At 58.2% G+C, this 14,789-nt stretch carries 9 protein-coding genes and 2 pseudogenes; 4 read left to right on the top strand and 7 right to left on the bottom strand.

Annotation, left to right across the window (positions count from 1 at the left end; translation table 11 throughout):
• Positions 1-304: 304 nt before the first annotated feature.
• On the top strand, positions 305-505 hold the full coding sequence (locus tag HY282_07815; GenBank protein MBI3803655.1) for a cold-shock protein: 201 nt from the start codon (positions 305-307) through the stop codon (positions 503-505).
• A 1,961-nt stretch (positions 506-2,466) separates the two neighbouring features.
• Here the strand turns inward: HY282_07815 and HY282_07810 are convergent.
• From HY282_07810 to HY282_07790, 5 genes and pseudogenes are all read right to left on the bottom strand, one after another.
• Positions 2,467-2,979: pseudogene (locus HY282_07810) on the bottom strand (PKD domain-containing protein).
• Positions 2,980-3,252: 273 nt separating this feature from the next.
• Positions 3,253-4,098, bottom strand: a pseudogene (locus tag HY282_07805) (PKD domain-containing protein).
• Between the two features lie 353 nt (positions 4,099-4,451).
• Positions 4,452-4,775, bottom strand: coding sequence for a hypothetical protein (locus HY282_07800; GenBank protein MBI3803654.1), 324 nt, complete (start codon positions 4,773-4,775; stop codon positions 4,452-4,454).
• Positions 4,776-4,818: 43 nt separating this feature from the next.
• Positions 4,819-6,228, bottom strand: coding sequence for a pyruvate kinase (pyk, locus tag HY282_07795; GenBank protein MBI3803653.1), 1,410 nt, complete (start codon positions 6,226-6,228; stop codon positions 4,819-4,821).
• A 52-nt stretch (positions 6,229-6,280) separates the two neighbouring features.
• Complete coding sequence (locus HY282_07790; GenBank protein ID MBI3803652.1) at positions 6,281-7,705, bottom strand: aldehyde dehydrogenase family protein; 1,425 nt, start codon at positions 7,703-7,705, stop codon at positions 6,281-6,283.
• 276 nt (positions 7,706-7,981) lie between these two features.
• Between HY282_07790 and HY282_07785 the strand changes: the two genes are divergently transcribed.
• The 3 genes from HY282_07785 to HY282_07775 all read left to right on the top strand — a co-directional run bounded on the left by HY282_07785 (position 7,982) and on the right by HY282_07775 (position 11,404).
• A complete protein-coding gene (locus tag HY282_07785) occupies positions 7,982-8,647 on the top strand; it encodes a hypothetical protein (GenBank protein MBI3803651.1) in 666 nt (221 codons plus the stop codon).
• A gap of 331 nt (positions 8,648-8,978) precedes the next feature.
• Positions 8,979-10,814 carry a DUF4091 domain-containing protein gene (locus HY282_07780; protein MBI3803650.1) on the top strand — a complete coding sequence of 612 codons (1,836 nt, stop codon included), beginning with the start codon at positions 8,979-8,981 and terminating at the stop codon, positions 10,812-10,814.
• 332 nt (positions 10,815-11,146) lie between these two features.
• The gene (locus HY282_07775; GenBank protein ID MBI3803649.1) at positions 11,147-11,404 is read left to right on the top strand and encodes a hypothetical protein; all 258 of its coding nucleotides are present in this window, start codon (positions 11,147-11,149) and stop codon (positions 11,402-11,404) included.
• A 258-nt stretch (positions 11,405-11,662) separates the two neighbouring features.
• Here the strand turns inward: HY282_07775 and HY282_07770 are convergent, their stop codons facing one another.
• Both HY282_07770 and HY282_07765 read right to left on the bottom strand, forming a co-directional pair.
• Positions 11,663-12,025 carry a DUF393 domain-containing protein gene (locus tag HY282_07770; GenBank protein MBI3803648.1) on the bottom strand — a complete coding sequence of 121 codons (363 nt, stop codon included), beginning with the start codon at positions 12,023-12,025 and terminating at the stop codon, positions 11,663-11,665.
• Entirely contained in the window at positions 12,025-14,769 is a 2,745-nt protein-coding gene (locus HY282_07765; GenBank protein MBI3803647.1) for an FAD-binding oxidoreductase, read from the bottom strand. The genes HY282_07770 and HY282_07765 overlap by 1 nt, the downstream gene beginning before the upstream one ends.
• Positions 14,770-14,789: the final 20 nt, after the last annotated feature.

Below are 14,789 nucleotides of genomic sequence, written 5' to 3'. Positions count from 1 at the left end.
TAATCCTCCTTACATTTGAACTCGGAAATGGTATAAAAGATACCTGACCAATACCGTCTTGTCAAAAGAGAGGGACCGATAAATCCCAATATTGTGAGAAGAAGAGGGGGATAGACCGGCTTCCAATAAACACCAAAATAATGCTTGACACGGTTTTTGGGCTTATTATAGAATGCCGCCAACGCAAATGATTTTGCAAGGCCGCGATGATCCGACACCGCGTGGGTTTATTGCTCGAGCAAATTATTTGCTTAACAACGGGGAGCATTCCCCGACATCACCAAATCATGGAGGAGTTAGTAAAATGGCAAAAGGTCGTGTGAAGTGGTTCAATGCAAGCAAAGGTTATGGATTTATCACCCAGGAAGATGGAAACGACATCTTCGTGCACTTTACCGCCATCCAGGGAGAAGGATTTAAGTCTCTCGAGGAAGGGCAGGAAGTGCAGTTCGAGGTGACAACCGGCGCGAAGGGACCACAAGCGGCGAACGTGGTGAAGCTGTAATTCACCGATCGGAATTCAAAGCGCCCCAGGGGAAGGATCTCCTGGGGCGCTTTTTTTGTTCGGCCGGTTCCGCCTGCGGCGGGGCGGACCGCATCCGCTTACGGGACGGAGACGGAAAAATTGTCGTAGGTGGACGTCCCGACCGCAGCGGCAAAGGAGCGGAGTCCGGCGTAACTTCCCGACGACAGGGAGAGATCGGTCAGCGTGAGGGCCGGCGCTGTCTCATTGTTGAAATAGATCGACAGCGCATTTCCCTTTACCACCATGCGGAGATGATAGGAGGTGTTGAAGGAGAGCGGCCGGCTGGCCGATCCAAGGAGGGTCGTCGTTCCATTGACCGTTTTAAACACCGCCAAGTTCCCCTGCTCTATCCCCAGGCGAACGCGATAGAAATTGTTCTCGGAAGACCACCTCGCCATGATCCCACAGCTGTTTCCCGACGCGACGATCGTGCAGTCGACGCCGATCTCTTGATCCGGCCCCACCGCTTGATTGAACACCGCCGCCACCGGAAGGCTGTTCCCGCTCGCATTTCTCAGCGCATTGCCGGCGATCTCGAACTGGGGGAGATACTCGTTCCAGGCGGCCCCGAGATTCGTCGAATCGGGCCGATCGAATGAATCGACCAGGACCACCTTCGTCGCCGCCGGATCGACGCGGATCACAAAATGCGCGCGGGCGGTCGCCCCGCCATGGTCGGTGACGGTCAACGTGGCGGTATAGGTCCCCGGGCCCGGAACCACAAAGAGATCGGCCACACGGTTGCCGTCGCCGGAGACGAGGTTCGTCCCCTCCGAGTTGAAGGCGACAAAGCGCCCGTCGCCGCTGATCCGCGGATCTTGGCTTCGGCCGTCCGCTTCGAATCCGTCGGAATTGACGCTGGCACGAACGGTTGCTCCCGCAATCCGATCGCGGACGAAGACATCCCGCAGCAAGTTGGTATCGCTCGAAACAAGGTTGGTTGCGTCCGATTCAAAAGCCCCGAACCGTCCATCATCGCTGATCCGGGCATCGATGCTGCCGCCGTTTCCTTCGGCCCCGGCCGGACCGACGCTGGCGCGCGTCGTCACGCCGGTCTGCATGTCGTGGAAAAAGACGTCCGATATGCCGTTCGTATCACCGGAAACCAGATTAGACGCATACGATTGGAAGAGGACGGTCCGCCCATCGGCGCTGAGCTTTCCATCGACCGTGCCTCCATTCGCTTGAAGTCCGCTCGAGTCTACGCTGACTCGAACGGTCGTACCGGTCTGCCGGTCGCGGACGAAGCCGTCGTAAGCCGCATTGGTGTCGCCCGGCACGAGGTTCGTCGCGTTGGAGAGAAAGAAGACATATCGGCCGTCGTCACTGAGCGAAGGACAGTAGTTGTCGCTGTTGACGCTCGCCTGATTGCCGGCGGAATCGAGGTTCACCCGCGCCGTCTCCCCGGTGATTAGATCATGAACGAAGACATCGTTCCCGTTGTTGGTATCGTTCGGCACGAGGTTCGTCGCATAGGAGAAAAAGGCGACAAAGCGGCCGTCGCCGTTCATGATCGAATAGCTGCTTCGTGCATTTGCCTGATTGCCGGCGGAGTCGACGCTGGCCCGCACGGTGGTATGGGTCTGGAGGTCATGGACAAAAATATCGACGGCATTGTTGGTGTCCCCGGCGACCAGGTTGGAGGCGGTCGATTCAAAGGCAACATAGCGGCCGTTGCCGCTGAGCTTTGCCCCCTGACTCGGCCCGTTCGCTTGAACCCCCGTGGAGCTCACGCTCACGCGGGTCATCTGTTTCGTCTCTCGATCATAGACGAAAATATCGACCGCGCCGTTCGTATCGCCCGGCACCAGGTTGTCGGCGGCCGACTCGAACGCCACGTAACGTCCGTCTCGGCTGAGGGATGCGCGGCCGCTGCCGCCGTTGGCCTCCGCGCTGGGACTGACGCTGACCCGCTCTACGAAGCTCGGATGCGCCGCGGGTGTCGCCGCGGCGGCGTAGGTGTGATCGATCACGGCGCCGGTCGCCGTCGATCCGTCTCCGAAATCCCATTGATACGACGCGATCGTCCCGTCCGGATCGGACGAGCCGCTTCCGTCGAAATGGACCGCCAGCGGCGCCGTTCCGGAGGTCATGTTGGCGACGATTTTGGCGATCGGAGAGGCATTGGCCGGCGGTCCGGAGGCAATCGAAGCGGAGAAGTTATCGAAATAGACCGATTGGGCTAGGCCGTTAAAGGTTCGAAGGCCGGCAAAATTCCCCGCGGTCAAAGAGGCATCGGAAAGGGAGATCACGGCGCTGTCGCCGAAGAAGAGCTGGAGCGCGCTCCCCGTAACGACAAGACGAATCCGATAGAAAGTGCCGTATTGCAACGGTCGATTGACCAACCCAAGCCGCGTGGTGACGCCGTTGACCGTCTTAAAGAGGGCAAGACTCTGCCGCCCGACATCGAGCAAGCCTCGGTAGAAATTGCTATCGGACGACCAGCGGGCCATCACGGCGCAGCTGTTTCCATTGTCGGCCGCGCCCCCCGGCAACACGATTTTGCAATCGACCGACACCTCTTGATCGGCTCCGATCGCCGGGTTGGCGACCGCCGCGGTCGGCAGGCTCTTCCCGGAAACGTTCCGAAGCGCGCCGCCGAAGATCTCCAAATCGGGAAGGTATTCGTTCCAATTCGGCCCGACGGCGGTCGAATTGCCGCGATTGAAATCATCATTAAAAGCCGCGCCGCTGTTCACGACAATGTGGGTCACCGCCGAGCCGTGAGCCCCTTGATTGTCCGTGACAGTCAGGGTGACGGTGTAATCTCCTGCGACGGAATAGAGATGGTCGATCTGGGCCCCGCTGCCGACCGGACTCCCATCGCCGAAGTTCCAGCTGTATGAGGCGATCGTCCCATCCGGATCGGAGGAGGCCGATCCATTGAAATGAACCGTCAGCGGCGGCGGGCCGGAGGGCGGCTGAGCGTAGAGCCGCGCCACGGGGGGTTGATTGGCGGCGGTCAACGACGAAACGGTGAACCGGTCATATTTGACTGCGCTGTTATAATTTTCAATCCCCGGGAGGCCTGCGGTCAGCCGAGAGGTGGAAGCGTCGGAATAGGAGAAGAGCAAGCCGCCGTTAAGTGAGACCGCCAAGATGACCGGATTGCTTCCGGAGATCTTGAGTTGGAGAGTGTAGGCCGTGTTGGCGGCGATCCCCGCCGGCGCCGACTTCAGCAGCATCCAGACCGAGGCGTTCCTCCGATAAAGGTTCACCGTTCCATTGGTGGCGATCTGCGCCGCATAGAGGTCGGCGCTGAAGTTGTTTGGATTCCCTCTGCCGATAATGCCGGAATAGAGCGATCCGGCCGGAATGATGACGACCGATTCAACGGTGTAGTCATTGGTTCCCACGCTGGGGACCACCCCCGCATAGTTGGCTGTCCCCGACGAGACCGCGCGGGCGCCGTCGGTCGTATAATTCCCGGCGGCGATTTTCCAATTCGCCCCCAATCCGGTGGTTCGATTGAAATCGTCGTTGAAGAGAACGGCGGCGTCTGCAGCGGACCGTCCGCCGATCAAGAACAAGAGCGCAATACCGAACAGAGAAAGCGGACGAAGCAGACGCATGGGGATCTCCTGGTATGGGGTGAACGATCACGGGCCGTGGATCGGGTGTGCAATTTAGTTGCAAAACGGTTCAGACGAAATGGGAGTAGAAAAAGGAGATACCGTCTTCTTCTATCCCTTAAAAAGAGAAGATAAACAAAACCTTTTAGAACAGAAGAGGCAACCCTGTCGGTCTACCTCAAAGGAGTTCGACGGATTGAAAAAGTTCGATGTATGTTTAAATAAGCAAGAGAAATGCCAGCAAGGGGAAATGACTCCAGTCTGCAATCCAGAAACGGAGTTTCCTCTTGCTGAAATACAGAGACGGCTTGGAAGAAAGACGTTGAACTTTATCAGAAGGATAAACAGTACAATCAGCGGCCGGGGGTCACCTTTTCCTTATAAACCCGGCGGCAATGACGGCAGGTGACCACATCGTAATCGATCGCATTTTCTAGATGACAGCGGAAATCAAAGGCGGCCCCCACCCCGCCGCAGTGGGGACAGCGGGCTTCGAGAACCGGACGTCCTTCATGCGGCTCCATCGATTCCAGCGCCTCGATGACCGCCGGCGGGATCATGACCGCCCGCATTTTCAATAGACACCGTTGGCAGACCGCCTCAAAATGCGCCTCGTCCGGATTCCCCTCCACCCGTTCGATTTTGAACTCGGCTTCTCCGCAGGCCGGGCAGGTCAACTGGTTTAACTTTTTCTGAACGTCGATCGGATTGATAGAGCCGCTACTCCATTTGATGGACTTTGATTAAGTCGTTCACCGCCAGACCGACCCAGGGCGATTTTGAGACCATCACCAAGAGATCGCCTCGCCGGACCGACCGGCTCTGACCGAGTTCTTGGATAAACTCCTTAAAGATATCGTCGCTGCTCTTTAACAGCGGCATCGGCCGCGGCGTCACCCCCCAATAAAGGCTCATCCGCCGCTGAATTTCCGGGTGGGGAGTAAAAGCGAGGATCGGGTTCTTAGGCCGATATTTCGAGAGCCGCAGCGCCGCCCCGCCGGTGAGGGTCGACGTGATGATCGCCTTCGCATCCATCTGCCAAGCAAGCTGACAGGCGGCGGCGCTGACCGCCCGGGCGACCGAAAGCCCCTGCTGCAGGCGGCGGTCCATCACCGGCGCACGGCTCTCCGCGGCGACGATGATCTTCGCCATCGTCTGAACCGCCTCCACCGGATACTGGCCCGCCGCCGTCTCGGCGGAGAGCATCAACGCGTCGGTTCCGTCGAAAACCGCGTTGGCGACATCGGAAGCCTCCGCCCGGGTCGGCCGGGGATTTTCGATCATCGATTCCAACATCTGCGTTGCCGTGATCACCGGGATGTGGGCCTCGTTCGCCTTTCGGATAATCTCCTTCTGAAGCAGCGGGACCTGCTCGAGGGGGATCTCCACCCCGAGATCGCCCCGCGCAACCATCACCCCATCGGCGACCTTCATGATTTCATCAAGGTGCTCGATCGCCATCGCCTGCTCCAACTTGGCGATCACCGGAATGTCCTTCTTCGCTTTCCGGATCAGCCGCTTGATCGCGAGGAGGTCCTCCGCCCGCCGGACCATCGAGAGGGCAATATAATCGACCCCCTGCGCCAACCCGAATGCAAGGTCGGCCCGATCTTTCGCGGTGAGCGAGGGAAGGCCGAGGTCGCGGCCGGGGACGTTGATCCCTTTATGGGATTGAATCATCCCGCCGCTGACGACCTTGCAGTAGATCTGATCGTCGACGACGCGGAGCACGCGCAGCTCAATCGCCCCGTCGTTCATTAAGATGGCATCTCCGGGGGCGACCTTTTTATAGAGATCGGGATAGTCGGTGGAGAAGGCCTCCTCGTTTCCGATCGCCGGACGCGACAGAAGAATCACCTGGGCGCCCCGCTTGAGCTGGATCGATTTCTCCTTCAACGAGCCGACGCGCACCTTCGGCCCCTGGAGGTCTTGAAGCAGGGCGACCGGCTTCCCCTTTTTCTCCGCCACCCGGCGAACGCGCCGAATCGCCTCTGCATGCTCTTCCTGCGCGCCATGCGAGAAGTTGACCCGAATGACGTCGGCCCCGGCGCCGATCAGCCGGCCGATCATCTCCTCCGAGGCCGTTGCCGGTCCGAGCGTGCAGACGATTTTGGCCCGACGTGCTTGAATGAACTTCACAACGGTCCTTTCTTTAGGCGGCTCTGTTGCGGCATTCGCACTCTCATTTTAAATGGAGCGCCATGAACTTCAGTTCGGTCATGTCTTCCATGGCATATCGGACCCCTTCCCGACCGACCCCGGACTCTTTGATTCCGCCGTACGGCATGTGGTCGACCCGGTAGGTCGGGACATCATTGACGATCAGCCCGCCGACTTCGATCTCTTCAAAGGCTCGGAAGATCTCCCGAATGTCCTGCGCAAAGAGGCCGGCCTGCAGGCCGTAGGAAGAACGGTTCACCGCCGCGATTGCTTCGTCCAGCGTTCGATAGGGGGTGAGGGTGACGATCGGTGCAAAAACCTCCTGACAGTTCACCTGCATCTCGGGGGTCGTCTCGGTAAGCACCGTTGGCGCGATCAACGTCCCCGACCGCGTCCCGCCGGTGAGGAGCTTCGCTCCCTGCGCGACCGCCTCTTGAATCCATTTCTCCACCCGCTCCGCCGCCTTGAGGTCGACCATCGGCCCCATCGCCGTTTTTTCATCGAGCGGGTCGCCGACCTGAAGCGATTTCACCTGCCGGACGAGCTCGCTGGAGAAGCGGTCATAGATCGCCTCCTGCGCATAAATCCGCTGGACCGAGATGCAGACCTGTCCGGCATACGAGAAGCCGCCGACCGCGCAGCGCTTGACCGCATATTCCAGATCGGCATCGGGCTGAATGATCACCCCGGCGTTTCCACCCAGCTCGAGCACGACCCGCTTCTTGTTCGCGCTCTCTTTCAAATGCCATCCGACCGGGGCGCTGCCGGTGAAGCTGAGCATCTTGATTCGCGGATCGAGGATCATCTTCTCCGCCAATGCATTCGCGCAGAGAAAGACATTGACCGCCCCGTCGGGAATACCGACCGAGGCGATGATCTCGGCCAGCAACAGCGCCGTCAGCGGCGTCTTCGGCGCCGGTTTTAAAATAATCGAGTTCCCGGCGGCCAGCGCCGGCGCCACCTTGTGGGCAACGAGATTCAACGGGAAGTTAAACGGCGCGATCCCGACGATCGGACCGATCGGAAATCGCCGCGTGATCCCCATCCGTCCCTCCGACCCCGGCATCAGATCGAGCGGGATGACCTCTCCCTCAATCCGCTTCGCCTCTTCCGAGGCGATCTGGAAAGTATTGATCGCGCGGCCCACCTCGCCGCGCGCATCGGCGATCGGCTTGCCCGACTCCAGCGTGATCGTCCGAGCAACCTCCTCCCGCCGCCCCTTCAGCCCTTCGGAAATCTGATAGAGGATCTCCCCCCGCCGAAAGGCCGGCATCCGCCGCATCTCCTGAAAAGCGGCCGCCGCCGCCGACAGCGCCGCCTCAACATCCTCCGCCGAGGCGGCGTAGGTCGTCCCGACCGGCCGACCGTCGTAAGGATTGATGACCTCGACCTTCTCCGCCGAGCGCCGCCACTTCCCCCCGATCCAAAACGGATGATCCAAACCGATCCCTCCTCACTGTTTTTCCGATCATACTAAAATCAAGGGTCGGAATCAATCAATTGCGAAATTCGGATTGCGGAGTAAAAGCTTTTATACCAAAACACCCTCGGTTGCGTCGCTCCTGTGTCTGTTTCTGGTATCGTCAGACCTTCCATATTTTATGAGGTCAGCCGATGCAGTCCGTCACTCCCCGTGACGGGTGTGACGTCGGCCCCCGCGAACCAGGGTCCTCGCTTCCTTGCCTTTTAAACAAAAAAATGTTAGGTTCCCGCCCGGGAGAGTATGATGCGCATCGGATCAACACTGATTGGATGGACTTTTTTCTTTCTTTTCATCTCGGCCTCCGCCGTCCGAGCCGACTTCATCGCCGATCAATATGTCACGATCAGCCAAGGCGAGCTTGGAGAGAACCCCCAGATCATCGAGGCCAAAGTCTATTCGAAGGAAAGGCAGCTTCGGGTTGAGATGAACCAGGCCGGAAGAAAGGTCATCCACATCACCCGCGGCGACAAGCGGCCCCCCGTCTTCTGGATGCTGATGCCGAACGAGAAGATGTATATGGAGAAGGTCGGCGGAGACGATCCGGTCGATCCTTTTTCACCCAAATCGGATGTGAAGATGGAAAAGGTCTTCATCGTCAAAGAGCCGGTCGCCGGACATCCCACCAACAAATTCAAGCTGACCTGGCGGGACAAAGAGGGGAAAAAACGGATCGGATTCGCCTGGGAAGCGATCGACCTCAACAACGCGCCGATCCGGCAAGAATTCTACGGCAAAGACGAGCAGATCCTCGTTCAGCTCGTTAACATCGAAGTTCGCCGTCTCGACACCGATCTCTTCGAAATCCCCTCCGGATATAAAAAACTCGCCGCACCTGCCGAGCCGCCGAAGGCCCCCACCTCTCCCCCTGCGCCAAACGCCCCCATTGCTCCACCCCCCTCTCGCTGAGAACCGACCGCTTTTCCTCGTTCCTTTCCTTTCGTGCAGACCCCGCTTCCTAAGTAGATGTCCGAACACCGTCACGATTTATCCGTAAAGGGAGAATCCCAAACAGGGATTCCCTCCCCGCTTTATTCCTTTTTTCACCAGTCTAAATTGAGATTCTTTGGTATCTTTATTTGGGATTCCACCAGGATCTTTTAGACAATCGAATTTGCCGAATCCGCACATAATTGTGAAGAGAAAAACGTCGCTTCTGGGTGATGCTGAATTTGCCGATGAGATCTGAAGTGAAGGTATCGGATGCGTTTATCGACGATTAACCCGGCAAGAGGGGAAAATGAAAAAGAAAGATGCGAACCTCACAAAAGCGACCTATGCGGCCTTCATGATTTTCTTTATTCTTCACGGGGCGCCGACCGGCGCCGATGCCATGGTGGTTTGGACCGAGCATGCCACCGCCAAGATCCGGGACACCGCCCTCCTCACCCCGCCGAAACCGACCCAGACATCGGCGGTCCTCAAAGCGGCAAAGAATGAGTTCGAATCGTTTCAATTGATCGTCACCGCCGATCAGGCCGATTTGTCCAATGTCGATGTAACGGTGAGCGATTTGACCGACGGACATGGGAATACCCTCTCCGGGCGATCGGTGATGCTCTACAAAGAGGTCTATATCGCGGTGACCACCCCTTCCGACATTCAAGGGGCGACCGGGCTGTGGCCTGATGCGCTTATACCAAAGAAGGATGACTATGTCGGCGAAGTCCGCAATGCCTTTCCTTTTTCGGTGACCAAGGGGAACAACCAACCGGTTTGGATTGAATTTTATATCCCTCCGACCGCGATTGCAGGGGTCTACTCCGGAAAGCTGACTGTCACGGCGTCCGGCCAAAACGCAGTGACCGTTCCCATTCAGCTGACCATCTGGAATTTCGCGCTCCCTTCGACCGCGACCCTGAAGTCGGCCTACTCCATCGACTACCACCTTGTTCCGATCGGCCACGGCCTCGGGGCGTTTATCAACCCGGCCAAACCGGAACATCTTCAGCTGATCAAGCTCTACGCAAAAGCCAATCTCCTGCACCGCCTGACCACCGATTATCTTCCGGCACCCGAGGTCCTCGGCGGCTTTCTTTCAAACGGGAAGATCAATTGGGCTGCCTATGATGCCGCCTATGGACCGCTGTTGAACGGCACTGAAAGCCTTCCGAGCGGAAAACTCCCCGGCGCGAGAATGACGAGCTATCGGATGTCGATCTGGGGCGATGAGCTGAATATCCCCTTCTTGCAAGATATTGCCCAGCACTTTAAAGACAAGGGATGGTTCGACCGCCTCTTCGAATATACCGTCGACGAACCGAAAACCGCCGACGACTGGACCTTCATCCAAACGCGCGCGACGGCGCTGCATCAGGCTGATCCGAAACTCCGCTCGCTGGTCACCACCAGCGTTCAGGCCGCGACCGCGAACGGCGTGGCCGGATTCATCGATCTGTTTGCCCCAACGATCCGATTCATGGACAACAAACCGGACGGCTTTGCGATCGGCACCACCGAGCCCCCTGGGGATGTGGCGGGGCAGCCGAGCACGGTCGGTAACCAGAGAGCAAGATACGGCCCGGAAGTTTGGTGGTACCAGGCGTGCGGCAGCCACGGCTGCAATATGATCGGGGGGACCGCCCCCGACCGGGCAGGATATCATACCGGCTGGCCCACTTATATGATTGACCTGCCGGCGATGTTCAACCGGGTGATGCAATGGATGAGCTTTAAATATGACATCCAAGGCGAGCTCTATTATGACTTGGTCTTTGCCTATGACCAGGGAGATGCATGGGTCACGCAATACTACTTCGGCGGCAATGGGGACGGCACCCTTTATTATCCCGGATCGCCGGACAAGATCGGCGGCACCCATCATATTCCGATCGAATCAATCCGATTGAAGCTGATTCGGGAGGGGATGGAAGACTACGAGTACCTGTCGCTTTTGCAGAGCCTCGGGGATGACGCTTTCGCCCAGCAACAGCTCTCCCGGATCGTCACCAACACCTACACCTTCGACAAAGAGCCGCTGGATCTCTATGATGCCCGGGAGAAAATCGCCTTGAAAATCCTCTCCGATCAAAAACCAAATCGGCCGTCGGCCCCGGCCAATGTTCAGATTCATTGAGAGATTTTGCGCCGGTCCGACCGGTCGCTTCAAGACTTTGGTTTGGAAACGTTGAGAAGTCCCCGAGCGGTTCCAGGAGAACCGTTGCGAGGAATGATTGACCCGATGAAGATATACCGTAAGATGACTACCCCATTTGGTGTGGTCACCATACCAAATGGGAAATTCAATTCGGAAACCCGATCACTCGCTTTTAAAAATCAGCTGAAAACCCCTTAAAATTGCTCGCTTTTAGGACGATCGGCTCCTTTTCCTTCTGGCATGCCCTTTGCTATTAATAGAGAAGTGTTTCGAAAATTACACTATCCCATCACAACCAAGGAGATCAAATAATGAAGCGATTTACAACCGTTATGCTCTCGTTCGTTGTTGCCCTGGCATTTGTCACTGTCAGCTTGGCAGACGACAAGGCGATGACCCCTGCACCTGCGGCACCCGCCACCCCTCCCGCGGCGGAGAAGTCGATGGACAAGCCAGCAGCAGATAAGACCGAAAAGAAGGCAGCCAAAAAGAAAGCCAAATCGGCCAAAAAAGCAGCCGCCAAAGACGCAAAGCCGAAGGAAGAAAAGGCAGCTGAGCCGGCGAAATAACACCGCAACCAGCCGTTTTAAAAAGCGGGTATCCCTTTCTAATGGGGATACCCGCTTTTTGTTGGATCATTTTCAATGATAGACGGGAAGATAAGCGGCGTTGATACGGCTGGACACCTCACTCTTCAGATCAAGAGAGACCCTTTTAATCTTCTATCGGGTCCAATTCCCCGAAGATTGCTTCGTAATTTTGCTGTGGGGTTTTTGTTTTGATACCCGTAGCTTGCTGCGGGGTAATTCATTATCGGTCAGAAGATCTCAAGATTTCGCGCCGAACCATCGGTAGCGGTTGGCAGCGACGTGGCGGTAGATTTTCCCGGCGAGCCAAGGGACACCCGGAAGATAAAAAAGAAGGGAGAAGAGCGGTCCGAAGGGAAGAAGAGGGAGCATTTTCCTAAAAGCGTCGACCCCGGCGGTCACCTTCCCTTCTGCATCGACAAAGCGCATCGCATCCATGCAGGCCATTCCGGCCAAATCAGGCACCTGCTCCTTTGCCTCCAGGTTTTGGAACGGAAGAAATCGAATCTGGTGACGCCGGTCCCACCGCTCGACCCATTCCTTCGACGAGACACAGAGCCGGCATTCGGCATCGTAAATCAAAGTCGGCCTCAATCGCGCCATCACTCAGCCCCCTCATTCATAATTTCGGCGATATGCTTCACCTCGACCTTTCCTTTCAGGCCGTTCTTGAGCTGGATCATGCAGGCGGGACAGGAGGTGGCGACGATCTCGGCGCCGCTCTCCTCGATCGCGCGGCGCTTCCGCTCGAAGACGGCGGCCGACTGGTCGGGGTTCTTGATGCAGAAGGTCCCCGCGCCGCCGGCGCAGCGATCGGCATCGGCCATCTCGACGAATTCATAATTCGGATGGCGACGAAGCAGCTCTCGGGGCGGCTTGGTCACCCCCGCGGCGCGAAGGTGACAGGAGGAGTGATAGGTCACCCGGGTTTTCTTCTGAGGGGAAAAAGAGCGATCCGCCTGAAGATCGCTCGCTCCGATCTCAGAGATATGGACCACCTTGGCCGCCAGCCGCCGTGCGCTCGCCTGTTCCTCGGGATCGGTCAGCAGCGTCGGATAGTCTTTCAGCATCAGCGTACAAGAGGCACAGCCGGTGACCACTTTCTCAAACTTTTCCAATGAGGCGATATTAAACCGGGCGTTCTCGCGGACGCGGTCAATCCAGCCATAGGTCTGGATCGGCGTTCCGGAGCAGCGCTGGGGGGGCAGGGCGACCGCAATCCCTTTCTTCTTTAAGAACTCGATCACGGCATCGCCGACCCCGTCGTCGAAGTAGTTCGCCGCGCAGCCGTGGAAATAGGCGACCGGGCTGTCGGAGCGGGTGAGATCGGGATAACGGTCTCGCAGGTGCCGGCGCGCCAGCCGCGGCAAGGTCATCTCGGCCGGGATGCGCGCCGTCGGAGCGAGCCCTTTCAAAATCGGCCGGGTCAGATGCTCGATCAGAAATCGGCCGACCGAATGATCCCATAGCGGTTGCGTCCAGGCGGCGAGCTTCAACAGCGGCTCGAAGAAACGGCGTTTGGATTGAAACGCAAAGATCGCTCCGGCCGTCCGATTCGGATGCTCCTCCCGTTTCTTCAAGATCAGCTCTGAGACATCGATCCCGGCGGGACAGACGGTCCGGCAGGACTTACAGTTCAGACAGGCCTCCACCACCCGGGCTGATTTTTCATACGTGTAATCGGGCGACGTGAGGATGTGGAACCATCCCCGTGCGGCATTGGACTCTTCCCCGACGACATCGTAGACCGGACAAACCGAGTTGCACTTTCCGCAGGTGGCGCACGGCTTCGCGAGCCGCGCAAGGTCGATCCCCTCCGTAAACGGCGTCTCGACGATCTTGACGCCGGGGTTGAGGAGATGTTCCGGATCGAAGAGCCGCTTTACCTCTTTGAAGAGGGCATACAGCTCCGGTCCATAAAGGTCTTTCACGAACTCGGCTCGAACCCGTCCGTCGCCATGCTCCCCGCAGAGCGAGCCGCCGAACCGTTCGATCACCGTGGTATGAATCTCATGGGAAAGGGTCACCATCTTCTGGAAATCGGCCGGATCGTTGAGATTTAAAAGTGGATTGATGTGGGCATTGCCGTCGCCGATATGACCGTAGATCGCCACCGCCACCCCCTTCTCGGCGAAGAGCCGATCGAGGTAGGCGATCAGCGCCGGGATCTGCGCGGCGGCGACGACGACGTCGTCGGCAAAATTCACCGGCTTCTTCTCGGCGTCATACCGGTAGAGGGTCGGATACATCGCCTTACGAATCCGCCAGAGCTCGGCCTGGCGCTCCGAATCGAACGCCTCGGTCATCGGAGCGCTCAACCGAAATGCTCCGATCTGCTCCCGGACCGCCTTCATCTTGTCCCGGGGCGACGCATCAAATTCCACCAGGAGCATCGCCGCCGCGGCCTTCGGAATTCCAAAGCGCTCCCGTCCGACGAGGTTCAGCGAGTTGGCATCCATCATTTCGAGCGCGCTCGGCGCCAGCGGCAAGAGGGCGTTGACCGCATCCCCGATTTCGGAAAGGCGATCAAAGTAGACGAGCGCCGTCGCCGTCTCGGCGGGCCTCGGAACGAGCTTGATCTTCGCTTCCAACATCAACCCGAGCGTCCCCTCGCTTCCGATCAAAAGTTGATGAAGCGGGAAAACGCCGCGCGCCAATCCATCGGCCAAGCTGAAGAGATCATAACCGCTCGAATTCTTCGACACCTTCGGGCGCTTCGACTGGATCAATTCACTGTTTCGCCGGACCAAATCGATGAGCGCTTGGAGAAAGGGATTCTCTTGAAGGAGCCGTTGGAGGGCCGGATCGTCGAGCCGGTACTCCTTCGCATCGATCCAGTTCCCGTTGGCGAGGAGGACCCGGAGCTCCAGGACATTGTTCCGTGTCGCGCCATATTTCAGGGTGTGCGGTCCGGCGGCGTTGTTCCCGAGCATTCCGCCGAGCTTGCACATGTCGCCGCTCGACGGATCGGGGGCAAACATCCAGCCCCGACGCGCCAGCCGCCGGTTCAACTCGGCGAAGACGATTCCCGGCTGTACCCGCGCCCAGCGGGCCGGATCGTCGACCTCTACGATTTGGTTGAGGCGGGAGAATTCAAGGATGATCCCCTCCCCTACCGCATTTCCGGTGAGATTGGTCCCGCCGCTTCGAGCGGTGAGGGGGACCTGATGCTGCCGGGCATACCGAAGGGCCTGTTCCAGGTCGGTCGCCGATTCGATGATCGCAATCGCCTCCGGAGTGACCTTATAGATGCTGGCATCAATGGAGTAGGCGGTGATCGACGGGGCATCGGAGAGGACCTTCTCTTTCCCCAAGACCGCCTCGAGTTGCTTCAGATCGAAAGACATGGGTTGATTATAGCAGCGTC

Source organism: Candidatus Manganitrophaceae bacterium, assembly GCA_016200325.1.
GTDB lineage: Bacteria > Nitrospirota > Nitrospiria > SBBL01 > Manganitrophaceae > Manganitrophus.
The sequence above is the reverse complement of the archived record's forward strand: the minus strand, read 5'-3'. Positions and strand labels throughout refer to the sequence as shown.